We start from the raw sequence: 25,115 nt of genomic DNA, 5'->3' as shown, positions 1-25,115 counted from the left end.
ATTTTACGGGAGGCTGACAGAGGCAGTTGGGTGCAGGTCCAACGATGCACGCGCTCGCGCAGCTCGACGCCTGCGGTCAATGCGCGGGTTTTGTGTCTTGTGACCGAGCGCGCCTGTGGCGGCACCGAGGTCGGCAGGATCGCTGCCGTAGCCGTGATGTCGCATCGCTCCTGGCAACGAGCAGCCTATGCCTGTGTGCGGTCGGGCTTGCAGCAGCGATCAACCCCGGCAGATCCACTTGCCGGTGACCTTGAAGGTCTTTGCGTTGATCGCGCGGGTATTGACCTGACCGAGCTGCACCGAGGTGGTTTGCGGAAACGCGTCGCGGCATTGCGCCGCACCGTCGGCCCATTGCTGATTGAACACCTCGGTCCTGCTCGGGCCGGAGTGGGTGAACGATGTCATCTGCTCGGTGCGGGAGACGACATGCAGCGATTTTGCGGAGGCGGTGGTAATCATGGTCGAGGAAACGATGATTCCGAAAGCCAGAAGAAGGATCTTGCGCGATGAGGAAGACATGGTCTGGTCCGATTCGAGGGATGGAATGTCGGGAGTGCTGGCAACTTTCGGCGGCAAGCTACGGTGCGGATAAGACGCCGAGGTGACCGTGTGGTTGCGAATCGAATCGGTTGTTCCAGCGTTCAGTGCGGGAAGGGCGGTGGCATTGGAAGCCGCTGCTTCCGACGGTTCAAGTGCCAGCCGGCCAGGCTGTTCGAAGGCATCGATGACTGGCGGAGGCGAGGTCGGTCGCGCCAAACCCAAGTGCGTTCACTCGGTATGTCAGCGACGTCGACATACCGCCTTGGTCGATGCCGCTTCGCAGTCATTGCGATGTCTGCCTGAACCGTCAAGGGCGACGCAACGCGGAAGGGATGCCGGTCTCGCTCGCATCCGGATGTCGGCATGATCGCGTGTGCACTGCAATCGGTGAGGGTGCGATCCAGATCAGGACCATAGCCGCAATAGCCGAACATCAGGACGACGCAGCAAGGTCGGGTAGTGACGAGGCTTTACCACAATCCACGCCGGACTTTTTAGACAGGCGGGTGATTCCGATCTGGCCATGATGGACGTCCAGTTCTGGCGGAACCGTGTCCTCCGATTGCAGAAGCCTTTGATGCATGCAATGAGCCCATATCTTCGTGAGGGCGGCGCAGTGCGGATCTCCAGAGAAGCGCCGGCAGCGGCAGGGTTTGCAAAAATCTCTTCATTTACAGGGTCGTCGAAACGCATGTGCGTTGCCGCAACGAGCGAGTACGGGCTGGCCCAACCTCGGGCCGCAGGCCACTGAAGCGTGTCGGCCGACTTCAACCCCTCGTGCATGGCGCATGCTCATGCCGCTGCGACGCTTCTGCCTCCACGCAAACTCGTAGCGGCTGCCTCGCGTAGCGCCTGACTGAGTTGCTGCAAGGCACGCGAGCCCACTGCGGCGTATTGCCAGTACAACGGAACATCGAGCCAGCGGGTGGGGTCGACGATGACGACCTGCTTGCTGCGAGCGGCGGGCGTCACCATCGACTCCGGCGCCAGACACCATCCGAGTCCGCGGGCAGCAGCTTCGACGAAGCCGGTCGAGGTGGGCAGGTAATGTGTCGGTGGAGCCAGTTGCGTGCGGGTAATGCGTTTGACGAAACGTGCCTGCAGCGTGTCCTTGCGATTGAACACCAGCATGGGCGCGTGGCCCAGCGAGGCGGCAGTGAAGCCGTCCTTGAAGTGCGTCTGGACAAAGGCAGCCGACGCGATGGCGTGATAACGCATCACGCCCAACGCATGGGCATTGCAGCCCTGCAACGGCTTGCGCTCGGAGGTGACTGCGCCCAGCACGCTACCCGCACGCAGTAACTCGAGGGTATGGTCCTGGTCGTCCATCTGCACGTCGAAGAGAAACCCGTGTGCCTGATGCAAGGCAGACAGCGCCGCCAGGACCCAGGTCTGCAGCGAATCGTCGTTGACCGCGATGGCAAGGGTGCGTGGATGCCCAACGCCGCTGTCGCCGGGAAGGAAGTCGGCGATCGCTTCGGATTCCAGTACCTGCATCGGCTTCACCCTGCGTAGCAGGCGCTCGCCGGCGGGGGTAGGGCGGCAGGGGGCTTTGCGGATCACCAGCACCTGACCGAGCCGGTCTTCAAGCGCCTTGACCCGTTGCGAAATCGCCGACGGCGTCACCGACAGCCGTTGTGCAGCGGCATCGAAGCTGCCTTCCTCGAGAACGGCAGCGAATGCAGCCAGTTGCGGATGCAGAAGATCCATGGCGTTCGGCAGAATTAGAAGTTCTAAGCAGAATACAGAATATTTAGTTTTCCTAATGACAGCAGAGCGCTCAGCATGGGTGCCTGTGATCCGGGAGGTGCTCGTGTTCCTTAAAGCTGCCATCTCTGGCTTCATCGCCAGCGCAGGTCTCATCATCGCAATCGGGGCGCAGAACGCATTCGTGCTGCGTCAGGGACTGCAGCGCCAGCATGTCGGTCTGGTGGTGGCGATCTGCGCGTTCGGCGACATCGCGTTGATCGTGCTGGGCGTGGCCGGGATTGGCGTACTGGTGACGCAATGGCCGGACCTACTGCAGGTACTTCGCTACGCGGGAGCGGCATTTCTCGCGGCATATGGAGCGCTGGCTGCACGCAGGGCCTGGCGTGGCACCAGTGGGTTGGCGCCGTCACAGGCCGGCGCCCAGCGTTGGCAGCGCGCCATGCTGACGTGCCTGGCATTTACCTTTCTCAATCCGCATGTCTATCTGGACACGATGCTGCTGCTGGGCAGTCTGGCCGCGCGCTACCCGGGCCAGCTGCGCTGGGCCTTCGCCTTGGGGGCGTGCCTGGCCAGCATCGCGTGGTTTTCCGGTCTGGGCTATGGCGCGCGTTTGCTGCAGCCGGCCTTCCGCGATCCGCACGCATGGCGTGTGCTGGATGCGGCGATCGCGGGATTCATGCTGGTGTTGTGCGCACTGTTGCTGCTGCCTTCGCAGGCGCTAACCTGAGGCCCACTGTTGCCGGAGTTGTTGTCATGTCGCCACTGCGCGTGTCCACCGATCAATCCGAACTCGATGTTGCGCTGATCCATCGCTACCTGGCGCAGCACAGCGACTGGGCCAGGGACATCCCGCTTGCTCTGGTGCAGCGCTCCCTCGCCAACTCGCTGTGCTTCGGCGGGTTTCTGGAGGGGGAGCAGGTCGCGTTTGCGCGAGTGGTGTCCGACTACGCAACCTTCGCCTATCTGGGTGATGTGTTCGTGTTGCCAGAGCACCAGGGCAAGGGCTACAGCAAGATGGTGATGGATGCGGTCATGGCGCATCCCGATCTGCAAGGGCTGCGCCGTTTCAGTCTGGCCACCAGCGATGCGCATGGTCTTTATGCGCGCTACGGCTTCACACCGCCGCTGTCTCCGCAGTCGCTGATGGAACGCTACCGTCCCGGTCTCTACACGCGCTAGCTGCGGTGGGTCGACTGCGCGATGCACACCGTCATGGCGTCGCGTCGGGACAGAAGTGCGGGTCGCGTTGCGCGCTGTCAGGCGAGCACTGCAACCTCGCCACGTCGCAGCGCCGGCCAGGCATCGGCAGCGCGCATTGCCGCCAGCGATGATTCGCAATTGCCGCCGGACAGGTGCCGATCCTGCAGCAGGTCGATGGCTTCCCACTCCCAGCGCGGCGAATGCGGCATTTGCCAGGCCGCCAACAGCACCGACATGCCGTCCTGGAGCGTGAGCTGCCGCCGCCAGATCACGTGTGCGTCGAGATGGCCTTGTCGCCAGTGCGATAAGGCATCGCCGTGCCGGCCACCGCCTGCGTCCCTTGCGAAAGCACAGACCTGCACGTTGGCATGCTCCTCGTTGAGTGGGCGATGCAGGGCGCGATTGTCGTTGCTGGTGTTCACGGGTGATCCTTCCTGATTGAGAAGGCGTGCCGCGCGGTGACGAAAGTACCCACGGACACACCTGCAGTGCCGGCGGCGGATGTCGTGGGTACCGATGGCTAAGATGCCGCCTGCGTTGCAGACGGTGGCCGGGCTACCATCCGGCCTGCTCTCTTTCGACCGGCGCAGCGTAACCAGGCATGGCGCTGGAAGCAAGCACTCTTTATCGGTTCAAGTACTTGTTTTCGAAGATGTTTTGTGTGCGCTGAGCGCGTGCGTCGGGTGCCTGGGATGCGTGCGCCGGCTGCCGGCGGAGCGTGCGGGATAGACCAAGAAAGCGCCCTTGCAGGCGCTTTCTTGGTGTGCCAAGCCTCAATGGCTGCGGGGACATCCGCCCCGTCGCATCAGCATGCCCGCACCGACAATCTGGTCGACGGCGCAGTGCCTGCCGCTCGCTCAGGCGCTGCGGACCTTGTTCAGCAGATGTGCGACCGGTGCCGCCGCTCGGTGGTCGGCCTGCCTTGTCTGTCGTGCATCGATCTTGAAGATCGCCACCGCGTCGGTGAGTTGCACTGCCTGCTCCTCCATCGAACGTGCGGCTGCCGTTGCTTCTTCCACCAGCGCTGCATTTTGCTGCGTGGTCTCGTCCATATGGGTAATGGTCTGGTTGACCTGCTCGATGCCGGCCGATTGCTCCTGCGATGCCGCGGAGATCTCGCCCATGATGTCGGTGACGCGTTGCACGCTCGCAACCACCTCGTCCATGGTCTTGCCGGCACTGCGCACCAACGCCGAGCCATCGGCCACGCGCTGCACCGAGTCGTCGATGAGGTCCTTGATCTGCTTGGCCGCACCGGAGGAACGCTGCGCGAGCGTGCGCACTTCGGAGGCGACCACGGCAAAGCCACGACCTTGTTCGCCTGCACGTGCAGCTTCCACCGCAGCGTTCAACGCGAGGATGTTGGTCTGGAATGCAATGCCATCGATGACGCTGATGATGTCGGCGATCTTCTTGGATGAGGCTTCGATACCGCTCATGGTCTCGACGACCTTGCCCACGACGTCGCCACCTTGCGAAGCGACGCGCGCGGCACCGATCGCCAGCTGATTGGCCTGGCGCGCACCCTCGGCGTTCTGCTTGACGGTGGATGTCAGTTCTTCCATCGACGCTGCGGTCTCTTCGAGATTGGCCGCCTGTTGTTCGGTACGTTGCGACAGGTCCTGGTTGCCGGCCGCGATCTCGCTGGCAGCCGCGTTGATCGATACTGCCGATTGCTGGATGTTGCCGACGATCTGCGCCAACTGACTGGCGGTGGCATTGGCATCGTCGCGCATCTGCGCGAAGACGCCGCGGAAGTCGCCGCTCATGCGCGCAGTCAGATCCCCCGCGGCGATGGACTGCAGCAGCGACGACAACGACTGCAGGTTGCCGTCGGCGTTGGACATCAGGTGGTTGAGGCTTTCGACCATGATGCGGAAGTCGAACTGGAAGCGCTCCACATCGCCGCGTGCGCTGAAGTCGCCGTTGGCGGCGGACTGTGCCAGATGCTTGATCTCGTGGTTCATTGCCGACAGGTTGAGCTTGACCTGCGCCATGGTGTCGCTGAATACCGCTTTCTCGCCGGGCAATGGCTGCATGTCTTCAGACAGTTCGCCAACGGCATAGCGGCCCATGATGCGCGCCAGGTCCGTCTGCACGGCCACGTGCGCGGCCACCAGCAGATTGGTGTCGTTAGCCATACGGCCGTAGTCGCCCGGGAATGCCGCCGCATCGATACGGAAGCTGATCGTGCCGGCGTCGTGATGCCTGGCCATCTCGGTCTGTGCGGCGATCAGGTTGCGTACCTGCAGCTGCATCTTGTCCATGGCCTGCAGCAGACGGCCGGTTTCATCGTTGGCGGTGGTGTGGACATCGTTATGCAGATTGCCGGCGGCGATGGCTTCGGCGGTGCGCGTGGCCTGGCTGAGTGGCTGGGTCAGGCTGCGTGTGATCAGCCACGCCAGTAGTGTGCTGATCACCAATGCTGCAATGCCGCCGCTTGCCAGGATGACCTTGCCGCGATGCATGGAAGCCACCGCGGCGGCATATGCCTCCTTGCTGAGGCGCCGCTCCAGCGCGGCGTTTTCGCGAATGGCGGCTTGCTGGTCGTTCATCGCAGTGGCGGCTGCACCTTGCAACAGAGCCTGCGCCTGTTGGTTCTGGTCGTGAATGCCGTAGTCGAGAATCTGGTTGTTGAACTTGACCGAGATGTCGCGCTTTTCCTGCACCAACTTCAAAGCGGCCTTTTCGACGTCGCTGCTGGGCATGGCTGCCAGTGCATCGTGGGACTGGCGGTAGCGTGCGCGGTTGTCTTCGATCATCTTCAGGGCGCGGCGGTTGGCCGCATCGCCGGACACCATCACGATGTCGCGCAGGCCGATCGCCACATTCGTATTGGCATCGAGCATGTCGCTCGACAGCCGGATCCGCTCCATATTGTTGTTGACGATGGTGTCCAGCTCATAGCGGGCGTTGGACATGGTGATCAGGCCGGTCGCAACAAGCAGGCCCGACAGGAGAATCAAAATGCCGAAGGCCATGCCCAGGCGACGGCCGACATTGAGGCGTTGCAAATAATCGTTCATAACCGCATCCAGTTAGTGCAGCTGAAGAGCCCAGTGGATGCGGGGTGCGTCCACTCAAGCGTCTTGCCCAGCTAGCGGCTGGATACCGACGTGCTAAAGCCTTCCGTTCTGTAATAGTTACAGCCGATTCAGTGCGCGGAAGAGATTCCCCGACAGCTGTCCATCGGCGCCTGACATCGTGATCTGCTCATCGCCTGGGAGTGCAGCTAACGCCGCTTTTGCGTGCACGTTAAACAGATGTTGCCGATGCCGGAAAAAACCGGCGCAATACGCACGTCATCGCAGCGTGTGTGCAGGATTCGGCATCGATGATCGATTGCATGCGCCATTTGTCAGCCGCGCTTGTAAGCCCTGGCTGGATCGATGCGTGTCATCTGCAGAACGCCTGTCATGCGGCAGGTGAAGCGCTGGTGCGTGTATGGGAGTGCGTCTTGCCCACCACCAGATCACCTTGCGCAGGCGCGCCGGAGCCTCAGCAAACGTCTGGGTCGATCTGCACGGGCGACGGTGCCCCGCAGTGCAGGGCGATGTGTGCGAGCTTGGGGCAGTGTCGGCAGCGCGCATTGCATCTGGCGACGAGGCAAACCTCAGCAGCCGGGCGAGCGCGCTGCGTTGCGGACCGGCATCAGCCCTCCAGCGCAGCCAGCACCTTGGCATGCAGCTGTTGTGCGTCGGACTCGCTGTTGAAACGCGCAAACACTTCTTCGCCGGAGAGCAGGCCGACCCGCACGGAGTGGCAGTACGAGCCGAAGCTTTCGCCTGCGTTGAACGGATCGCTGATGACCGAGATGTGGGTGAGGCGGACCCGGGTAGTGCCGAACTTGATGAACATCTGCGAGCTCCTGTGTGAGTGCCGAGTTTCCCACGTTGTGGTGCAGGGCAGAAGCAGCGGTCGACGCGGGCGGTGTGGTGGTACAAGGCCGCAGCGTGCTGCGATCTGGCGGTGCGGCCCGGCTGTGCGGTGCGTGTCCGGAGCGATGGCTGCCCCTCGCATTCGGTGGGCCAGCACGTACACTGCCGTGCCCTGATGCTGAGCTTGCCTGATGTCCGATCCTATCCGTCTCGATAAATGCGTTGCCGCGCAGTTCGGCTGCTCGCGTGGCGAGGCGCAGCAGTACATCGAGGGCGGCTGGGTCAGCGTGGATGGGGTGGTTGTCGAAGAGCCGCAGGCCCTGGCGACCGCGGCGCAGGTGACGCTTGCGCCGGATGCGGTGCTGGAACCCGCCGAGCCTGCCACCTTGCTGTTGCACAAGCCGGCAGGAATGACGGCCGACGCTGCGATGGCACTGGCCAACCCAGCAAGCCGGAGCGAACTGGACAACGCCGAGTTGCGCGTGCTCAAACGGCATTTCCTGCGCCTCAATGCGCCGCTGCCGCTGGAAGACGATGCCAGCGGCCTGCTGGTGTTGAGCCAGGACGGGCGGGTACTGCGCAGGCTGACGGCCGATGCAGGCTCGATCGAGCAGGAATTTCTGGTGGAAGTACGCGGCGAGCTGCGCCCCTATGGCATGGCGCGGCTGGCGCACGGTCTGGTGTATCGGCAGCGCAGCCTGCCGCCGTGCAAGGTGAGCTGGCAGAACGAAGAACGGCTGCGCTTTGCGATCAAGCACGTGCAGCCAGGCCAACTGCGCTACATGTGCGGTGAGGTGGGACTGGACGTGGTCAGCATCCGTCGGCTACGTGTGGGCCGCGTGTCGCTGGGCAAGCTGGCGATCGGCCAGTGGCGTTATCTGCCTGTGGGTGAGCGTTTCTGAGGCGTATCTTGCTACGCGTGTGTGCAGCTCTTGCAGGCAGCGCGCTCGAATGCATGGTCCACTCGGTCAGATCGTGCGCGTGGAGTGCATGCGCTTGCGTCAGCGGCAGGACGCTTGTGCCAATGCTTCGCTACGCCGCGACGTAAACTCCTGACGTCTGTTTCACGTACCGGCCGACGCAGGTCGACCGATGCCTGACGAGCTGCATCGCACGCAATCGTGTGCAGCGCGTCCTTCGCTTGCGGGCCATCGCCCGGCTCGCTTACTTCTTGTTGCGCTTTTTCTTGGCGCGGGTCACCAGCCAGAACACCACGGCGATGATCCCGATGACCAAGATGGCGAATGCCGGTGTTAGAAACGCGTTGTCGCCCATGAAAATCTCCCGAAAGTCATCTGCAGCGAAGCGCTGCACTGACGTTAGCCTAGCGAGCGGCCTGCTTGATCGCGTGAAATGCACTGCATTCGTGCGCTGGCGCGCTTTTGCCTCGATGGAAGGCCAGCAGCGCTGTCGCTCGGTTCAGGCGCATCGATGCAGTGGGAGCCGTATGCGCCGGGCTATTTGATACGAAGACGCCCGATGCGATGTATGCAGTCAGCGCCGTGCGACGTCACGAAGCTGCGGACCGATGTGTGGCAACTGCTGCGGTATTGCGAGCGGTGACATTCAAGCAGCGCGACGTACGTACGAGCAGGTCATGCACCGGGCCACTGCGTGGATCGATGAGAGCAGTCGACAGAAGAGATCGATTGGATTGGCAACCGACCAGTGACGGCTGCCCCCTGCGTCGCATGCAACACTGATGTCGCTCGCATCGTCAGGCGCATGTCGCCCCATCCGATCGATGGGCGAGCCCCGCTCGACAAGCGTAACTGCGCTTGCACGGAGAAACACGTGCATGCGATCAGATGCAACCCGACCGGGGCGGTGATCGCGACGCAGTGGTCTACGAGCCCATCGTCTGGCGCCAGATGCAATGCGCGACGCAGTTCCGTACCACCAGTGTCCCGGCAGGGGCGTGCTCGGCGCCCCGCGAGTTGAGCGGCCCAACTGGCCTCGCGTCCGGTGGCTGCAGTTTAAATGAGACGTGCATCACGTAAATCGGGGGCGCGCCGACACGCTGTCGGGACGTTCCCGACAGCCGAGCCGCCTCGAGCTGCGCCAGGATTCGGGCGCAGCCACGGGTATCATCGAAAGCTGGACGTGCAGCGGAAGCCGGCACAGTCGATCTGCACCGTGCTGCCGCCCTGGCAGGTCGCAGTGAAACGGGTGGAACCCGCCGGCTGCACCGGGCCGCAGTTCAGGCCGCTGCTGATGCTTTGGGCGCGTGCCCTGGGCGGCTCGCTCGACATCGCCGTGCCCGCGGGCGTCGGCGAGGCTGCAGCGGCGGCCGGCGAAGTCGCAACGCTGACAGGTGCAGCAGTGGGTGCATCGGCTGCCAGGGGAATTGTCACCGCTTCGTGGTGCGGGCCGCCGCTTGTCGTCACGAGACCGCCTTGCGCGGTCTCTCCCTGCAATGGTTGCCCGCGCTCCTCGCGATGGCGGTCGAAACTCAGCGTCTGTCCGAACACCAACTGGATCCAGCTCGGGTAGGTGTAGCCGGTCCCCTTGTTGTGGTCGACGATGGCGCCGATGGCGCCGCCGATCAGGATGTTGCCCCAGATGCCCATGTTGGCGCGCGAGATGGAGCGACCTGCCGCATCGCGCTGACCGGGAAGCACACAGGTGACATCCAGATCGTGCGCGGACCGTCGCACCTGTGCGCTCTGGCCGGACTTCAGGGTGACGCGTCCCTTGTCGTTGCTGATGGCGCAATCGGCGCCGGTAATGGTCTGGCCGTCCGCGGTCCTGGTATCGACGCGAATCGGCTGGGTCGCGTCGTTCATCACCGTCGCGCAACCGCTTAACGCAGCCATGGCGATGGCTGCGGTCACTAGCTGTTTCATGTTGTCCCCTGGCGTAAAGCACAGCGGTACCAGGCGGGCATTGCGCCGCGTCCTTGGTAGAGCTGTGTCGTGATCAATCCCCGTTGCCGCCACATCGCGCGCCGGCCGCCATGTCATACCGGGATTGTTGGCCGCCGTCCAGTTGCGGCCGTGTGCGTCACACGCCCGGGGTGGCGAGCACGCGGCGTTTTGCCATCACGCTGCGGATGGCGGTGAGCAGTTGTTCCGGAGTGTAGGGTTTTTCCAGGAACGCCACCCCGTCGGGCAGGATCTCTTCCACGTACTCCACCGCCAGGCCGGAGGTCAGCAACACCGGCAGGTTGTACGGTGCATGCGCGGTCTTCAACGCAAGATCCACGCCGGTCAGCCCGCCCGGGAAGTGGATATCGGAAAACAGCACATCGACACGCGGGTCGCTTTCGATCAGGGTGAGCGCTTCTTCGACAGACCCTGCGCTGCGGCAGGTAAAGCCGTAACTTTCCAGGACAAGGCAGCTGAGTTGTCGGGTGCCGTCGCCGTCTTCGACGACGAATACAACTGGCCGTTCCTTGTTCTGTGACATGAGCGCGTCTCGTAAGGCAGACCACATTCTCAGCGATGCGGCAGTGAACCCACCGTCAACGCAGACGCTGCCGTATGGTTACCAGCCGAACGGGCCCGGACCATAGCCGCCGGGTGCGTAGCGCGGGCCGAAGACCGGGCCTTCGCCGCGGCCGACGCTGATGCTGACGCCGATCTGATGCGCTTTTCCGTCGTCGTCGTAATAGGTCTTGCAGGAGTTCAGATTGACTGCCTGCCAGTTGCTGTTGCCGCCACGGTTGGAATAGCCCATGCCGGTCTCGACCGCGCCATGCAGCTTGCCCTGGCATTGCTCGGCACGTTCTGCCGCGATCGAGGCGGCGCTTGGCCGTGCGAGGGCCGGGCGGGGGCCGCTCTTGTCGCCGTAGAACGTGCCCGGCGGGTCGGTGCTGTATTCCGGGTCGGAACGGTATTGCAGCGGCGCTTGCGGGACGCTCAGGTCCAGCGAGCGCGCGCTGGCCGGCTCGGCGCTGACATCGCCGGTCTGGGCGAGCGCGCCACCGGCGGTAAATAGAGTGGCCAGGAGAAGCAGGCTGCGTTTCATCGGTTCGACTCTAAGAGGGACTGGCAGCGCGTGCCAGCTCGCCCTGTGAAACTAGCAACGGCTGATTGAATGCGCGCTGTCGATTCCAGCCGATGTTGTGTCGACCCTGGCATGGCGCTGACACACGCTGTTGCATCAGCCCTGCTCGCGCACGATGTCGATCAGCTGCGCGCCATAGCGGGCCAGCTTGCCGCCACCGATGCCGCCGACGCGCGATAACGCATCGATGCTGGTCGGCCGTTGCTCGGCGATATTGCGCAAGGTGCTGTCGTGGAAGATCACGAACGCCGGCACGTTCTGTTCCTTGGCCAGCTCCGCGCGCAGGCCGCGCAAGGCGTTGAACAGCACCAGATCCTGCGGCTGTACCGGCAGGCCGGTGCGCTGGGCGCCGCGATCACGCTCGCGCCCGGCAGCCGGATTCTCGCGCCGCATCATCACCTGGCGCTCGCCCTTGAGTACCTGGCGGCTGGCGTCGGTCAGGCGCAGCCCGCCATGGCCTTCGCTGTCGACCTCCAGCAGGCTGGCCGCAACCAGTTGCCGGAACACGCTGCGCCAGGTGCGTTCGTCCAGGTCGCGGCCGATGCCATAGGTGCTCAGCTGATCGTGACCGAGCTGCTTGATGCGCTCGTTCTCGCTGCCGCGCAGGATGTCGAGCAGATGGCCCACACCGAAGCGCTGCCCGCTGCGGTACACGCAACTGAGCGCCTTCTGCGAGGCCACCGTGGCATCCCAGGCAGCCGCAGGGGTGAGGCAGTTGTCGCAGTTGCCGCAAGGTTTGGGGTAGGTCTCGCCGAAGCCGGCCAGCAGCACCTGGCGGCGGCATTGCATGGATTCGCAGTAGCCGAGCAGGTGATCGAGCTTGGCGCGCTCCAGACGCTTGCGCTCTTCGGCCGCTTCGCCCTGTTCGATCATCTGCTTGAGCAGCACCATATCGCCCAGGCCGTAGCAGAGCCAGGCTTCGGCCGGGTCGCCGTCGCGGCCGGCGCGGCCGGTTTCCTGGTAATAGCCCTCCAGCGATTTGGGCAGGTCCACGTGCGCCACGAAGCGCACGTCGGGCTTGTCGATGCCCATGCCGAAGGCGATCGTGGCGGCCATGATGATGCCGTCCTCGCGCAGGAAGCGACGCTGGTTTTCCGCGCGTACCTCGGCCGGCAGGCCGGCGTGGTAGGGCAGGGCGTTGAAGCCTTGCGCACACAGCTGCTGGGCGGTTTCCTCGACCTTGCGCCGCGACATCGCATAGACGATGCCGGCGCAGCCGCGATAACGGGTGAGGAATTCCTGCAGCTGTTTGCGCGCGTTGTCCTTCTGCACGACGGTGTAGCGGATGTTGGGGCGGTCGAAGGAGCTGACGAAGTGGCGTGCATCCACCAGATCCAGGCGCTCGGCGATCTCGCGCTGGGTGGGCGGGTCGGCGGTGGCGGTCAAGGCCATGCGCGGGATGTGCGGCCAGCGCTCGTGCAGCACGGTGAGCTGGCGGTATTCGGGGCGGAAGTCGTGGCCCCATTGCGACACGCAATGCGCTTCGTCGATGGCGAACAGCGCGATGCGGCTGCGTTCCAGCAACGACAGGAAGCGCTGGGTCAGCAGCCGTTCCGGCGCGACGTAGAGCAGATCCAGATCGCCCGACAGCAGCGCGCGTTCGACCCGCTGCGCGTTCTCGGCATCCAGGGTGGAATTGAGGAATTCGGCGCGCACGCCGAGCTGGCGCAGGGCCTCGACCTGGTCCTGCATCAATGCGATCAGCGGCGACACCACGATGCCGATGCCATCGCGCAACAGCGCCGGCACCTGGTAGCACAGCGATTTGCCGCCGCCGGTGGGCATCAGGACCAGGGCGTCGTTGCCGGCAGCGACGTGTTCGACGATGGCCTGTTGCGGGCCGCGGAAGTCGTCGTAACCGAAGACGCGGCTGAGCAGTTCGTGTGCGGGGGAAGACATCCGCCTAGGATACCGTGCAGGTCAAGCCCTGGTCGGTGTCATGCCGGCAGTGTTGCCCGATAGCGGGTCGGAGATTGCCGCGATGTGGTGTATGTGGCGGGCGAATGCGCAATGGGCGGTGTGACCGGGGTGGAGCGTGCGGCGCAGAGCAGGGCCGCATGCTGCGCGTTGAGGGCACTGAGCTTCGCTCCGCACCCTCACCCCAACCCTCGCTCCGCGCACGCTCATGGCACGCACCAGTGGCGCGCAAACCGTGCCTTCTCGCCCCGGCGGGAGAGGGGCTCAACAACCGACAGCGCACCAACAGCCCCCTGAGTCAGGGGGCGCGCCGAAGGCGGGGGGTGTGGAAATGCGTAGCGGGGCCCGACGTTTGCAAAGCAAACGTTGGGGGACATGTCCGCGAAGCGGAGATGGCCGCAACCCCTGAGTCAGGGCGCGCGCCGAAGGCGGGGGTGTGGCAGGCGACTGGCCAGGGGCCCAAGGTTTCGGCGCAGCGAAACCTTGGGCAGGCCTGCAGGGCGGACGCCCAGCGGGTTTACTGCAACAGCGAGCGCAGCATCCAGGCGTACTTCTCGTGGGTCTGCAGGCGCTGGGTCAGCAGGTCCACAGTCGGGTCGTCGCCGGCGTCGTCGGCGGTGCCGAGCACCTTGCGGGCGGTGCGGCACACGGCCTCGTTGCCGCTGACCAGCTGACGCACCATTTCGCGCCAATCGGCGCTGTCGCTCAGGCCCGGCTCCTCCGCAATCGAGGTCAGCGCGACGAACTCGCGGTACGAGCCTGGCGCGTTATAGCCCAGGGCGCGGATGCGCTCGGCCACTTCGTCCAGCGCCGCCCACTGCTCGGTGTACTGGGTTTCGAACATGGTGTGCAGCGAGTTGAACATCGACCCGGTGACGTTCCAATGGAAGTTGTGGGTCTTCAGGTACAAGGTGAAGGCGTCAGCCATGTAGCGGGCCAGACCGTCGGAGATCTGCTTGCGATCGGCGTCCTTGATCCCGATATCGATATGCGGCGCCGACGCAGCAGCGACCGGCAGGGCATCGCTGACGACGACGGGCTTGTTGGCGTTCTTTTTCTTGGACATGGAATGGCCCTTGCTGAGGAAGTGGATGTCTGTGGGAACAGATATGGCGTCACAATAGACAGGCTAAAGGATCAAACGTCATTCAATCTTTCACATTTCTCCATCAATGAGCGCTATCGACACCGACCTTGCTACGCTGCTGCGTGAGCGCCGCCACGCCGTGGATGGCGCACTGAGCCGCGACCGGGGCCGCTTGCTTGGCCTATGGTCGCGCTGGCAGGGCAAGCCCGGCAACCCGCAACTGCGCGATGCGTTCGAGCAGGCGTTGACGGTGTCGCTGGCGCAGCGGCAGGCACGTGCTGCGCAGCAGCCGGCGATCACGCTGGACACGCAACTGCCGATCGCCCGCGAAGCCGAGCGCATCATCGGGCTGATCCGCGACCATCAGGTGGTGGTCATCGCCGGCGAAACCGGCTCCGGCAAGACCACCCAGCTGCCCAAGCTGTGTCTGGCGGCCGGGCGCGGTGCGGCCGGCATGATCGGCTGCACCCAGCCGCGCCGGATCGCCGCGCGCGCGGTGGCCGCGCGGGTGGCCGACGAGCTGAAGACGCCGTTGGGCACGCTGGTGGGCTTCCAGGTGCGTTTCACAGACCGGGTGAGCGAGCAGTCGCGCATCAAGTTCATGACCGACGGCATCCTGCTGGCCGAGATCGCCAGCGACCGCTGGTTGTCGGCCTACGACACCATCATCGTGGACGAGGCGCACGAGCGCAGTCTCAACATCGATTTCCTGCTCGGCTACCTCAAGCAGCTGCTGAAAAAGCGCTCCGATCTCAAGTTGATCGTGACCTCGGCGACCATCGATACCGAACGCTTCGCGCAGCATTTCGACAATGCGCCGGTGATCAATGTGGAAGGGCGGACCTTCCCGGTCGAAGTGCGCTATCGGCCGCTCGAAGGCGAAAGCGGTGGCGACCAAGCGCAGGAGAGCGGCCGCGATGGCGAGCGCAGCGTCAACGATGCGATCGTGGCGGCGATCGACGAGATCACCCGCATCGATCCGCGCGGCGACGTGCTGATGTTCCTGCCGGGCGAGCGCGAGATCCGCGATGCGCATCATGCGCTGGAGCGGCGCAAATACCGCGAGACCGAAGTGGTGCCGCTGTATGCGCGGCTATCGGCAGCCGATCAGGACCGCGTGTTCAATCCCGGCCCGCGCCGACGTCTGGTGCTGGCGACCAACGTGGCCGAAACCTCGTTGACGGTGCCACGCATCCGCTACGTGGTGGACCCGGGCTTTGCGCGCGTCAAGCGTTACAGCCCGCGGCAGAAGCTGGACCGCCTGCATATCGAGCCGATCTCGCAGGCCAGCGCCAATCAGCGCATGGGCCGTTGCGGGCGGATCGCCGAAGGAATCTGTTACCGGCTGTATGCCGAAGCGGACTTTGCCGCGCGCCCGGCGTTTACCGACCCGGAAATCCGGCGCTCGTCGTTGTCGGGCGTGATCCTGCGCATGCTGCAACTGGGGCTGGGGCGGATCGAGGACTTCCCGTTTCTGGAAGCGCCCGACGAGCGCGCGGTGGCCGATGGTTGGCAGCAGCTGCTGGAGCTGGGCGCGATCGATGCGCAGCGCCGTCTGACCGCGATCGGTCGCCAGATGGCGCGCCTGCCGGTGGACGTCAAACTGGCGCGCATGCTGGTGGCTGCGCAGCAGCATGGTTGCCTGCGCGAGATGATCGTCATCGCCTCGTTCCTGGGCATCCAGGACCCGCGCGAACGCCCGCCCGAAGCGCGCGAGGCGGCCGACAACGCGCATGCGCTGTTTGCCGATGCGCGCTCGGAATTCGTCGGCATCCTGCGCCTGTGGGACGCTTACCGGCAGGTGCACGAAGACCTCACCCAGTCCAAGTTGCGCGATTGGTGCAACCGGCATTTTCTGGGTTTTTTGCGCATGCGCGAGTGGCGTGAACTGCATCGGCAATTGCGGCTGTTGTGCGAAGAGCTCGGCTGGAGCGAGGAGCCGGCCAACGTGATGCTGGCGCCGCTGCTGGCGGGCGCCAGCGCGCCTGCGCGCGAGGATGGCCACAACGCCAACCGGCCGACGCGCGGACAGCTGCACCGCGCGGCGCGGTTGGCGCGTGAGGGCAAGCCCGATCCGGCTGCGCCATCTGCACAAACTCCCTCTGCAGCTGCGAACAAGCAGGCCGAAGCCGCCGAGGTGTCGGCACGCACCAGCGAGCGCGAACGTGCCGCGGCGTATCAGGCCTTGCACCGCGCGCTGTTGGCGGGCCTGCCCACGCAGATCGGCCATCGCACCGAAAAGGGCGACTTCTTGGCAGCGCGGCAACGCCGGTTCGTGCCGTTCCCCGGATCTGCACTGGCACGCAAGCCGCCGCCGTGGATTCTGGCGGCCACGCTGCTGGATACGCAAAAAGTCTGGGGCATGACCAACGCCGCGATCGAGCCGGATTGGGCCATCGCCGAGCTGGGGCATCTGCTGGCGCGCAAGCATTTCGACCCGCACTGGTCGCGTGCGCAGGGGCAGGTGGTGGCATCGGAGCAGATCAGCCTGTTCGGGCTGGTGCTGGCGCCGAAGAAACCGGTGCATTTCGGCAAGATCGACCCGGCTGCCTCGCACGATCTGTTCGTGCGGCAAGGCCTGGTGACCGGCGAAATCAACACGCGCGCCGCCTTCGTGGCCGATAACCTCAAGGTGCTGGAACAGGCGCGCGAGGAAGAGGCCAAGCTGCGTCGCGCCGGCATCGTCGCCGACGAAGACTGGCAGGCGCGCTGGTACCTGGACCGCATTCCGGCCGAGCTGCATTCGTCCAGCGGGCTGGATGCGTGGTGGAAGAGCCTGCCGCCGGACAAACGCCGCAGCCTGCACTGGACCTTGAACGATCTGCTGCCCGGCGAGGGCAGCGAGGCCGATCGTTTCCCGAAGTATTTCCCGCTGGGCGATGCGCGGCTGCCGTTGCACTACCGTTTCGAGCCGGGTGCGATCGATGACGGCGTGACCCTGGACGTGCCGCTGCATCTGCTCAATGCGCTGGACCCTGCGCGCCTGTCATGGCTGGCGCCTGGCTTCGTCGCCGACAAGGCATCGGCCCTGATCCGCAGCCTGCCCAAGGCGCAGCGGCGCAATTTCGTGCCGGCGCCGGATTTCGGGCGTGCGTTCTACGAGGCCTACAGCCTGCCGTCGGCCGACGATATCCGCGGCGAGCTGGCGCGTTTTCTGTCCAAGGCCACCGGCGTGCAGGTATCGGCACTGGATTTCGACGAACAATCGCTGGACACGCATCTGCTGATGAACCTGCGTCTGCGCGACGACGACGGCAAGGTGCTGGCCGAATCGCGCGATCTGGACGGCCTGCGTGCACGCTTCGGCGAACGCGCCGGGCAAGCGTTTGCCGCGCGTGCCGGGCGTGCCCTGGCAGCAGAGGGGCTGCGCGATTTTCCGACCACCCCGATTCCCGAACAGGTTGCGGGCGAGGCCGGTGTACCGGCGTACCCGGCCTTGGTGGATCAGGGCGAGGATGCGGCCTTGCGCATCTTTGCCGACCGCAACGACGCCGCGCAGGCGCATCCACGCGGCGTGCGTCGCCTGCTGGAAATCGCGTTGGCCGACAAGATCAAACACGCGCGCAAACAGTTGCCGGTCTCGCCCAAGACCGGCCTGTTGTATGCGGCGATCGAATCGCAGGAGCGCCTGCGCGGCGATCTGGTCGATGCCGCGCTCAATGCGGTGCTCGCCGACGGGCTGGGCGCGATCCGCGACCCGGCTGCGTTTGCATACCGTCGCGAGGATGCGGCCAAGCGCCTGTTCGGCGAAGCGATGCAGCGGCTGAAACTTGCCGAAAGCATCCTGGGGGCGGTTGCCGAGCTCAAGCCGCTGCTGGAAGCGCCATTGATGGGCTGGGCGCGCGGCAATCTGGACGATATGGAGCAGCAGCTGCGTGCATTGGTGCATGCCGGCTTCCTGCGCGACACCCCGGCCGAGGCACTGGCCAACTACCCGCGCTATCTGAAGGCGATGATCCTGCGGACCGAGCGTGCCAAACGCGACCCGGCGCGCGATCAGTCGCGCATGCTCGAGCTCAAGCCGTTTGTGGATGCGCTGGACGATGCGGCCGCGCGTGGATTGCAGCAAGGTGCCGACTGGCAGGCGCTGCGCTGGGATCTGGAAGAGTTGCGGGTGTCGGTGTTCGCGCAGGAGCTTGGCGCCAGGTCCGGCGTGTCGGCAAAGAAATTGTCGCAGCGCGTGGCGGCGTTGCGCGGCTGAGTCGCGCTGCCCGATTGCGTGCGGGCTGCTCGCAGCCCGCTGCAGTGGGATCGGTTCGCATGTGCGTCGCCAGTGATGGGCCGGGCGCCTGGCCATCGCAGTGACCGCATCGGTCTCCTGCAGCGCCATGCGCGGCGTGCAGATCACGCTGCGCAGGTGGGCGGTGCGTGGCGTAGGCCCACGCATCCCCAAGCAGCGCAGGCAGGTAGGGTCCCGGCACCCGCGGCGGGTACGGCCACACGGCAATGGCCGCACCCGCGACGGCGCCGACGTCAGAACTTCACGTGCAGGCTCGCCATGTAGCGCCGTCCGCTCCTGTAGCGGCCGGCCAGATGGTCCTTGTCGCCGAGGTATTGCAGATACTCTTCATCCAGCAGGTTTTGCCCATCGATCTGCAGCGACCAGTTCGGGCCGAATGCGTAGCCGATGCTGGCGCCGAGTTCGGCGTAGTCGTCCACGCTGGCCGGCGCTGCGCCGGCCACATAACCGCCGGCCAGATAGCTGTCGCGCCAGTTATAGGTCAGCCGTGCGTTGAGCGGTCCTTTTTCGTAGTACGGGCTGAAGGCCACGCTGTTGCGCGACTGGTACGGCAGCGCATCGCCGGTGTTGTTTTCGCCGTTGGCGTAGGTGTAGTTGGCGGTAAGGCCAAAGCCGCTGTCGCCGAAGGGTTGCTGGAATGCGATGTTGAAGCCCTTGACCTTGCCGTCGCCGGCGTTGCGCGGGCGCTGGACGCTGTAATCGCAGTAGCCGTCGGCGGTGCAGCCATTACTGCCGAGCAATTGGGCCCAGCTCTGCGGTGCGGTGTCGCGCAGCGCATTGTACTGACGCTCCACGCTGGCACTGGTGTCGATGTAGTTGTCGATCTTCTTGTAGAACACCGACCATGCCACCACCGACTGCTGCGCGAAGTAGTACTCGGCCGATAGATTGAAATTCCACGATTCGTAGGGCGACAGCTCGGCGTTGCCGCCGCTGCCGGTCAGCGTGGTGTCGTTGAGGAAGGTGTTGTTGACCATCTGGTTGTAAGGCGCCCAGGCAATCACCTTGGCCGCGGCAAAGCGAAACACCCAGTCCTCGCTGGTGTCGTAGGACAAGGTCAGCGACGGCAGCAGGAAGTCCTCCTTGCGGGTGCGCGTCTGCCACAGGCTGTCGACATTGGCCAACGACGGTGTGCCGCTGTAGACGAAGCCGCTACCTTCGGTCTTGGAGTCCACGTAGCGCACGCCCAGATTGCCGCGCAGGCCGCCGCCGGAGAAATTCAACTGTGCGTAGGCGGCGTTGTTGGTCTGCTCCAGTGCCCAGCTGTTGTTGAGATAGCTGGCCGGATCCGGCGCGTTGTAATCGACCGGGCTGTTGCGGATCCAGTTCAGCACATTGTTGCGCCCGGCCTGCACATGCCGGCCGTGGTCGGGATAGAAATCCTGCAGGTCGGTCAGGCCAATCGTGCCGACGTCGGCCAATGTGCCGGGGGTTACCCCGCCGTAGACGTTGAGCTCGAAGCGTTCCTCATGCTTGCCATGGCGCACGCCCAGCAGCAGTTGGTTGAACACGCCATCGAACTGCAGATCCAGGTCCAGTTGCCCGTAGGTGTCCTTGCTTTGCGTGGAGAAGATGCCGTTGTTGCCGAACCAGCCACCGGCCGAGCCCCAGTTGGCCGGGTTGCGCGCAGCTGCAGGGTCGTCGAACTGGATGCCGCGGCGCGTGTCCCAACGAAAGCCGCCGTTGTAGAACGGCTCGATGAAGTATTGCGACAGATCCTTGTTTTCGGATTTGCTCTGGCCCACCTGGCCCTTCAATCCCCAGCCATCGCCGGCAAATGCGCCGCGCAGGTCCAGGCCTTTGGTGGTGACTTCCGATTCGCGCACATTGTTGTCGTAGATCACCGTGCCGCCGAGCGGATCGGCATTGGCGCTGGAGTGGCCGCTGGTCACCACGCCGTTGCGCACATCGCCGAGCTGGTCCACTGCAGCCACCGTGCCGGCATTCCAGGTCAGAAAGCTGTACATCGACTGGTTGTAGTTATCGAAATTCTCGTTGATGTACAAGCCGCTGAGGTTGAATTCCAGTGCATCGCTGGGCTTGAGTTGCAGGTTGACCACCGCGCTGTCGCGCTCGCGGTCCTGCTGGAACCAGGCGGCGTTGATCGAGTTGGGCACATCTGCATCGGCAGGCACCGTGCCTGCGGCATTGGCAAACGTGCTGGCGGGCGCGTAGCCGAACACCTCCATGCCGCGGCGGTCCACGCGTTCTTCGTAATGTTGCGCGGACACGGCGATGCCGAAGGTTTCTTCCGGGTTTTTCCAGCTGTAGAGCAGCGCCGCATTGGGCTTGCCCTTGCTGGCCTGGTCGCTATAGCTGTAGCCGATGGAGCCGGCGATTTCGTTGGCTTCCAGATCCAGTGGTTGGCGCGTGTGCATCAGCACCGTTCCGCCCAGGCTGCCTTCGGTCAGCCGCGCTTCGGATGACTTGAGGATCTCCGCGCGGCCCAGGATCTGCGGCGCCAGCAAGGTGTAATCGAATCCGCGGCTGGGTTGCTCGCCGTATAACCAGATCGCCTGCGCCACCGGGTGGCCATCCAGGAACGACAGATTCAAGCTGGGGTCGGTGCCGTCGATGCTGACGCGCTCGCCCTGGCCGAAGCGGCGATCCAGGGTGACGCCGGGAATCTGCGACAGCGCTTCGGCCACGTTGGTGCTAGGAAACTTGCCGATGTCTTCGGCAGTGATCGCTTCGGAAATGCCTGCGTTGTTGCGTTTGGTGTCCAGGGATTTTTCCAGGCTGGCACGGATGCCGACCACCTGTACGGCATCCAGGTCGGTGGCTTGCTGGCCAGTGCTGTCCTGGGCTTGCGCGGTCACCGCCAACGACAACGCAATCGCACTGCACAGCAGTTTGGTGCTGTATTTCATGATGTCTCTCCTCATCACGCACAGGGATGGATGGCGGGCCGTGGCTCGCCGGCTGCGGGGGCTAGCAAGCGCACGTCCGGGAAAACGTGCGGTGGAACGCTTACGACGCGTCAGCGTGGTGTTGCAGATACCAATTGGCCGCACCGAGCACGCCCAGCTGCCCGTGCTCGACCAGCTTGACCGGGATGCGTTCGAGCACCCCGCGCATGTTGCCTTTGTCCAGAAAGCGCGCGCCGAATGCGCTGGACGCCAGAAAGTGTCCGATCGTCGGCAGGATGCCGCCGGCCAGATAGATGCCGCCGGCAGCGCCGTAGGCCAGCGCCATGTCGCCGACTGCGTGGCCGAGCAGGGCGCAGAACACCTGCAGCGTTTCGCGCGGCAGTGGGTCGTCTTCATGCAATGCCGCGTGCGTGACTGCTGCAGGCTGCTGGTAGCGTTGCGGCAAGCCGTGCAGCGCGCACACCGCGGCATACAGCCGCAATAGCCCGGGCCCAGATAACACGTGCTCCAGCGGCAGGTAGTGCCGGTCGCGCAGCAGGATGCGCAGCAACTGATGCTCGTGCGCGTGTGTGCTGGCCAGTGCCACCTGGCCTGCTTCGGTCGCCAGGACGATGGGGCGGGGCTTGGCATCGATCCACACCGCAGCTCCCAATCCGGTGCCTGGGCCGACCACCAGAATCGGCCCGGCGCGACGCGCATGCCGCGGCGTCGGCCCGCTCAGCTGTAGCACCGCACGCGGTTCCATCTGCGGCGCTGCATAGGCGACGGCTTCGAAGTCATTGACCAGATGCACGTTGCGCAGCGTCAGCGTGGCGCGCAGGCGGCCGGGTGAGAGGCTCCATGGCAGGTTGTTGCTGATGAAGCTGCCGTCGTCCAGCGCAACGCCGGCGCTGGCGATGACGAGGGTCTCGACACGGCCGGCCTGCGGCAGGAAGTCGGCCAGGATGGCTTCAAGGCTGGCGTGCTCGGCGCAGCGGTAGGTGCGGTAATGCGCCAGCGTGATGGCGTCCTCTGTCTGCACTACATGGCCAAGACGCACATGCGTGCCGCCGACATCGGCAGCGATGAAGCCGGCGGCGACAGGAACAGCGGGCATGGCAGAAACGTGAGCAGAACGCGAAGTCGCAGCCACATGCAGTCCTTTGGTCCGTCTGATCGGCCGATGCCATCAGCGCGTAGCGGCCTGTTTAGGAGTTGGTGACAACGATGTCAATGGTCCAGTCGGGTTGGATCGATCTTGGTGGCGGCCTCAAGTGCCAAAACCGGTACTGGTACCGTTTCTGTGCGGACTTCGTTGCGCAACGCGGACCAGACGGTGCAGTCGTCGGGCCTGCAGTCGGCATAAATGCCGATGTGCCGGCGTGCTCAACTGGTGCGAATCCCCGCAGCGATCGTGAGGTACACGCTCACCGGCGACCCGTGCTGATTGGGGCGTGCCGCAAGGCATCGCGAACAACTGTCCCGTGAAGCCGTTGGCGTGCCCGACCTCGCGCAGCGTCACGGCCGCTGGCGAATCAAGCCAGCCCCCCTGGAAGAGGACTCACAGCGCGCCAGGCGATTAGCTGCTTGCCTTGTCCGCAGCAGCAATCACCCTTCAACGCGCAGCAGCGCTAGCGGCCATGCCGGGTAACGTGCTGCAAGCGGCGTTGTCGGTCGGCGGCGCGCTGGAAGGATAGTGCTGCTTGCCGAGCACGTAGGTCTGGCTGGTGGCGACGAATCCATCCGCATAGGTGGCTTCGACGAAGTAGGCGCTCCAACCGACGTCCGGGGTCTGCACCGGCACCGAGACGGTGTTGCCGCGTGCAAGCACAACCGGGGTGGCGTGATAGCGGATGCCGCAGGCGTAGCGGAAGTCGCGCGCCTGCGGATTGGTGGCCGACCATAGCCGCACTTGCGTCGGTCGTTCCGACGAACGGAAACGGATCGTGGGCGCGTCGCCGGTGCGCAAGGTATCGCTGACTTTTGGCAACGCGCGCTGCTGCTGCAGCCGTGCAATGAAAGGCACCAGGCTGTCGACGACCGATGCGCGGATGCCGTTGTGCGCACTGTTGGGCACCATGCGCAAGGCCTTGCTGCCAGGCAACGCGTCATAGAACAACTGCGTGTTGTCCGGCAGGAAAAAATCATCGCCGCTGGCGTTGACGATGTACTTGGGTACCATCAGGCGCTTGCGCTGCGGCGTGCGCAGATAACTCAGCGGATCTTGCAGTTGCACCAGTTGCGCAAACGCCGGGGTCTGCAGTTGCGCAATAATTCCCTGTTTGGCATAGGCGTTGAATGCAATCGGCCAGTTGCCGCCGTACGCCCGATACATGTGGTCCAGCACGGCCGGCATGTTGAGGATGTCGATCACGAACGGCGCCACCGCGTCGACGCGTGGGTCGGCGATGGTGGCGTGCCAGCTGGCCCAACCCCGTTTGGACGCACCGGCAAGAATGAAACGATGGATCTGCAGCGATGCCAGCTCGCGCTCGGCCAGGCTCATGGTGCGCGCAATTGCAGCTGCCATCGGCACATGCAGGGGCATGGTCTTGCGTTGCTGCGGCGATTGCAGAAATAGCGACCAGCTGTAGGCGACGCTATCGTCCTCGCGGCGCGCTGTGGCATCGCCCTGGTACTGCAACGCCTGGTTGGGAATGTCGCTCAGCGCGATGACCACGGTGCGGCTGCGTTGCGCCAGCGCCGCCAGCGCTTCCGGCGACAGCTCGCTGGCCGGCTGCGCCGCACTCCCTGCGGGCGGGTGACGCGTGCCGTTGGTGGAGATCAGCACTGCACGTGTCGGCAGTGCATCGGCGGGCACATACATCGCCACGTCATGCTGCCAGGTGGCGGGGGTGACCAATCCTTCAGGCGACCATGTTTGCGAGGTCAGCAGGTACTCGCGCCGCTCGACCCCGGCGATCCGGCTGGTGGCGCCTTTCGTGTAGACCAGCGGCTGCTGTTCCACCGCATCGCGATAGCAGACCAGGGCCTGATCGAACCCGACCTCGGGCGCCGTGGCGCAGCGTTCGGTGGCGGTGGATGCCAGTGCCGGTCCGGCGACCAAGGCCAGCAGCAGAATCCCGCAATGTGTCATCAGGCGCATCGGCGTTCTCCGTAAGCGGCGCTGCCGGCCAGCACGACCAAGGACACGGCCCGCGCCAGACGCACACATCGAGCCCGTTCCCGTTCCCGTTGGCAAGTCTGGCACACGTACGAGGCATCCATCTTCTGTTGCGGCCACAGCATGTACCGGCTAAGCGAAGTCAACGCCGTGGGGAGATGGAGGATGCTCCGCTGACTTACCCGCTTCTCGCGGTAGCGCGCTTGTAGGCGATGGGGCACACCGGCAAGCCCTCATCGCACGTCCGCGCGCTCCGCCAAGGACGCTACGTTCTTCCGCTTTGGCAAAACCTTTCCCATCGCCGCAACGCCTGGATAGGCTGAAGACGCAGCAAGCCGTCGTCAGGTGGATGTGGACGGCGCACGCAGAACTGATATCTAGAGCGTGTTATGCACTTTGAGACGGCCAACCCTCCGGGAAGCGCCCTGTGGCGCGCCGATACCGCGTTGCGCGCCTTGTCTCGACGCACCACAGGGCGCTTCGCACTCACCTCAAAGCACATAACACGCTCTCAGACGGATCCACGCAGTACCAAACACCGTCGACGCCCGCTTGATGGCGA

Annotated in this window: 17 protein-coding genes; 4 read left to right on the top strand and 13 right to left on the bottom strand. The window is 64.7% G+C overall.

The window, feature by feature from the left end:
• Nucleotides 1-219 precede the first annotated feature (219 nt).
• Entirely contained in the window at nt 220-756 is a 537-nt protein-coding gene (locus Y887_RS21270; protein WP_248827413.1) for a hypothetical protein, read from the bottom strand.
• Between the two features lie 576 nt (nt 757-1,332).
• Nucleotides 1,333-2,250, bottom strand: coding sequence for a LysR family transcriptional regulator ArgP (locus Y887_RS03425; protein ID WP_046963013.1), 918 nt, complete (start codon nt 2,248-2,250; stop codon nt 1,333-1,335).
• Nucleotides 2,251-2,305: 55 nt separating this feature from the next.
• Between Y887_RS03425 and Y887_RS03420 the strand changes: the two genes are divergently transcribed.
• Both Y887_RS03420 and Y887_RS03415 read left to right on the top strand, forming a co-directional pair.
• A complete protein-coding gene (locus tag Y887_RS03420; protein ID WP_046963012.1) occupies nt 2,306-2,977 on the top strand; it encodes a LysE/ArgO family amino acid transporter in 672 nt (223 codons plus the stop codon).
• 26 nt (nt 2,978-3,003) lie between these two features.
• Nucleotides 3,004-3,429 carry a GNAT family N-acetyltransferase gene (locus Y887_RS03415; protein WP_046963011.1) on the top strand — a complete coding sequence of 142 codons (426 nt, stop codon included), beginning with the start codon at nt 3,004-3,006 and terminating at the stop codon, nt 3,427-3,429.
• Nucleotides 3,430-3,506: 77 nt separating this feature from the next.
• On the opposite strand, the gene Y887_RS03410 is transcribed toward Y887_RS03415, so the two are convergent.
• The 3 genes from Y887_RS03410 to Y887_RS03400 form a co-directional block, all read right to left on the bottom strand.
• Nucleotides 3,507-3,872 carry a hypothetical protein gene (locus tag Y887_RS03410; RefSeq protein ID WP_052764929.1) on the bottom strand — a complete coding sequence of 122 codons (366 nt, stop codon included), beginning with the start codon at nt 3,870-3,872 and terminating at the stop codon, nt 3,507-3,509.
• A gap of 435 nt (nt 3,873-4,307) precedes the next feature.
• Nucleotides 4,308-6,476 (bottom strand): methyl-accepting chemotaxis protein, encoded by a 2,169-nt coding sequence (locus tag Y887_RS03405; RefSeq protein WP_046963010.1) that lies wholly within the window; start codon nt 6,474-6,476, stop codon nt 4,308-4,310.
• A 625-nt stretch (nt 6,477-7,101) separates the two neighbouring features.
• On the bottom strand, nt 7,102-7,308 hold the full coding sequence (locus Y887_RS03400; RefSeq protein WP_046963009.1) for a hypothetical protein: 207 nt from the start codon (nt 7,306-7,308) through the stop codon (nt 7,102-7,104).
• A 211-nt stretch (nt 7,309-7,519) separates the two neighbouring features.
• Between Y887_RS03400 and Y887_RS03395 the strand changes: the two genes are divergently transcribed.
• Nucleotides 7,520-8,230 (top strand): rRNA pseudouridine synthase, encoded by a 711-nt coding sequence (locus Y887_RS03395; protein WP_046963008.1) that lies wholly within the window; start codon nt 7,520-7,522, stop codon nt 8,228-8,230.
• A gap of 1,185 nt (nt 8,231-9,415) precedes the next feature.
• Here the strand turns inward: Y887_RS03395 and Y887_RS20080 are convergent.
• The 5 genes from Y887_RS20080 to Y887_RS03370 form a co-directional block, all read right to left on the bottom strand.
• A complete protein-coding gene (locus tag Y887_RS20080) occupies nt 9,416-10,267 on the bottom strand; it encodes a hypothetical protein (protein ID WP_245879439.1) in 852 nt (283 codons plus the stop codon).
• 64 nt (nt 10,268-10,331) lie between these two features.
• Nucleotides 10,332-10,736 carry a response regulator gene (locus tag Y887_RS03385; RefSeq protein WP_046963007.1) on the bottom strand — a complete coding sequence of 135 codons (405 nt, stop codon included), beginning with the start codon at nt 10,734-10,736 and terminating at the stop codon, nt 10,332-10,334.
• Between the two features lie 78 nt (nt 10,737-10,814).
• Nucleotides 10,815-11,297: a hypothetical protein gene (locus Y887_RS03380; RefSeq protein ID WP_046963006.1), complete on the bottom strand. Its 483-nt coding sequence runs from the start codon at nt 11,295-11,297 to the stop codon at nt 10,815-10,817.
• Between the two features lie 135 nt (nt 11,298-11,432).
• Nucleotides 11,433-13,235 carry a DNA helicase RecQ gene (gene recQ, locus Y887_RS03375; protein ID WP_046963005.1) on the bottom strand — a complete coding sequence of 601 codons (1,803 nt, stop codon included), beginning with the start codon at nt 13,233-13,235 and terminating at the stop codon, nt 11,433-11,435.
• Nucleotides 13,236-13,770: 535 nt separating this feature from the next.
• The gene (locus tag Y887_RS03370; RefSeq protein ID WP_046963004.1) at nt 13,771-14,319 is read right to left on the bottom strand and encodes a Dps family protein; all 549 of its coding nucleotides are present in this window, start codon (nt 14,317-14,319) and stop codon (nt 13,771-13,773) included.
• A 106-nt stretch (nt 14,320-14,425) separates the two neighbouring features.
• Here Y887_RS03370 and hrpA point away from each other — a divergent pair, with 106 nt between their 5' ends.
• The gene (gene hrpA, locus Y887_RS03365) at nt 14,426-18,541 is read left to right on the top strand and encodes an ATP-dependent RNA helicase HrpA (RefSeq protein WP_046963003.1); all 4,116 of its coding nucleotides are present in this window, start codon (nt 14,426-14,428) and stop codon (nt 18,539-18,541) included.
• Nucleotides 18,542-18,813: 272 nt separating this feature from the next.
• On the opposite strand, the gene Y887_RS03360 is transcribed toward hrpA, so the two are convergent.
• From Y887_RS03360 to Y887_RS03350, 3 genes are all read right to left on the bottom strand, one after another.
• Entirely contained in the window at nt 18,814-21,450 is a 2,637-nt protein-coding gene (locus Y887_RS03360) for a TonB-dependent receptor (protein ID WP_046963002.1), read from the bottom strand.
• A gap of 100 nt (nt 21,451-21,550) precedes the next feature.
• The gene (locus Y887_RS03355) at nt 21,551-22,582 is read right to left on the bottom strand and encodes a glucokinase family protein (protein WP_046963001.1); all 1,032 of its coding nucleotides are present in this window, start codon (nt 22,580-22,582) and stop codon (nt 21,551-21,553) included.
• A 462-nt stretch (nt 22,583-23,044) separates the two neighbouring features.
• Nucleotides 23,045-24,535, bottom strand: coding sequence for a PhoPQ-activated pathogenicity-related family protein (locus tag Y887_RS03350; RefSeq protein ID WP_046963000.1), 1,491 nt, complete (start codon nt 24,533-24,535; stop codon nt 23,045-23,047).
• Between the last annotated feature and the right edge of the window lie 580 nt (nt 24,536-25,115).

The organism is Xanthomonas pisi DSM 18956 (assembly GCF_001010415.1).
GTDB classification, from domain to species: Bacteria; Pseudomonadota; Gammaproteobacteria; order Xanthomonadales; family Xanthomonadaceae; genus Xanthomonas; species Xanthomonas pisi.
Note: the sequence above shows the minus strand (reverse complement) of the source record. Positions and strands in the feature narration are given on the sequence as shown.

Excerpts from the sequence above, each read along its gene's own strand:
- Y887_RS03425 (WP_046963013.1), bottom strand. The coding sequence starts at position 2,250 with ATGGATCTTCTGCATCCGCAACTGGCTGCATTCGCTGCCGTTCTCGAG.
- Y887_RS03420 (WP_046963012.1), top strand. The coding sequence starts at position 2,306 with ATGACAGCAGAGCGCTCAGCATGGGTGCCTGTGATCCGGGAGGTGCTC.
- Y887_RS03415 (WP_046963011.1), top strand. The coding sequence starts at position 3,004 with ATGTCGCCACTGCGCGTGTCCACCGATCAATCCGAACTCGATGTTGCG.
- Y887_RS03405 (WP_046963010.1), bottom strand. The coding sequence starts at position 6,476 with ATGAACGATTATTTGCAACGCCTCAATGTCGGCCGTCGCCTGGGCATG.
- Y887_RS03400 (WP_046963009.1), bottom strand. The coding sequence starts at position 7,308 with ATGTTCATCAAGTTCGGCACTACCCGGGTCCGCCTCACCCACATCTCG.
- Y887_RS03395 (WP_046963008.1), top strand. The coding sequence starts at position 7,520 with ATGTCCGATCCTATCCGTCTCGATAAATGCGTTGCCGCGCAGTTCGGC.
- Y887_RS03385 (WP_046963007.1), bottom strand. The coding sequence starts at position 10,736 with ATGTCACAGAACAAGGAACGGCCAGTTGTATTCGTCGTCGAAGACGGC.
- Y887_RS03380 (WP_046963006.1), bottom strand. The coding sequence starts at position 11,297 with ATGAAACGCAGCCTGCTTCTCCTGGCCACTCTATTTACCGCCGGTGGC.
- recQ (WP_046963005.1), bottom strand. The coding sequence starts at position 13,235 with ATGTCTTCCCCCGCACACGAACTGCTCAGCCGCGTCTTCGGTTACGAC.
- Y887_RS03370 (WP_046963004.1), bottom strand. The coding sequence starts at position 14,319 with ATGTCCAAGAAAAAGAACGCCAACAAGCCCGTCGTCGTCAGCGATGCC.
- hrpA (WP_046963003.1), top strand. The coding sequence starts at position 14,426 with ATGAGCGCTATCGACACCGACCTTGCTACGCTGCTGCGTGAGCGCCGC.
- Y887_RS03360 (WP_046963002.1), bottom strand. The coding sequence starts at position 21,450 with ATGAAATACAGCACCAAACTGCTGTGCAGTGCGATTGCGTTGTCGTTG.
- Y887_RS03350 (WP_046963000.1), bottom strand. The coding sequence starts at position 24,535 with ATGCGCCTGATGACACATTGCGGGATTCTGCTGCTGGCCTTGGTCGCC.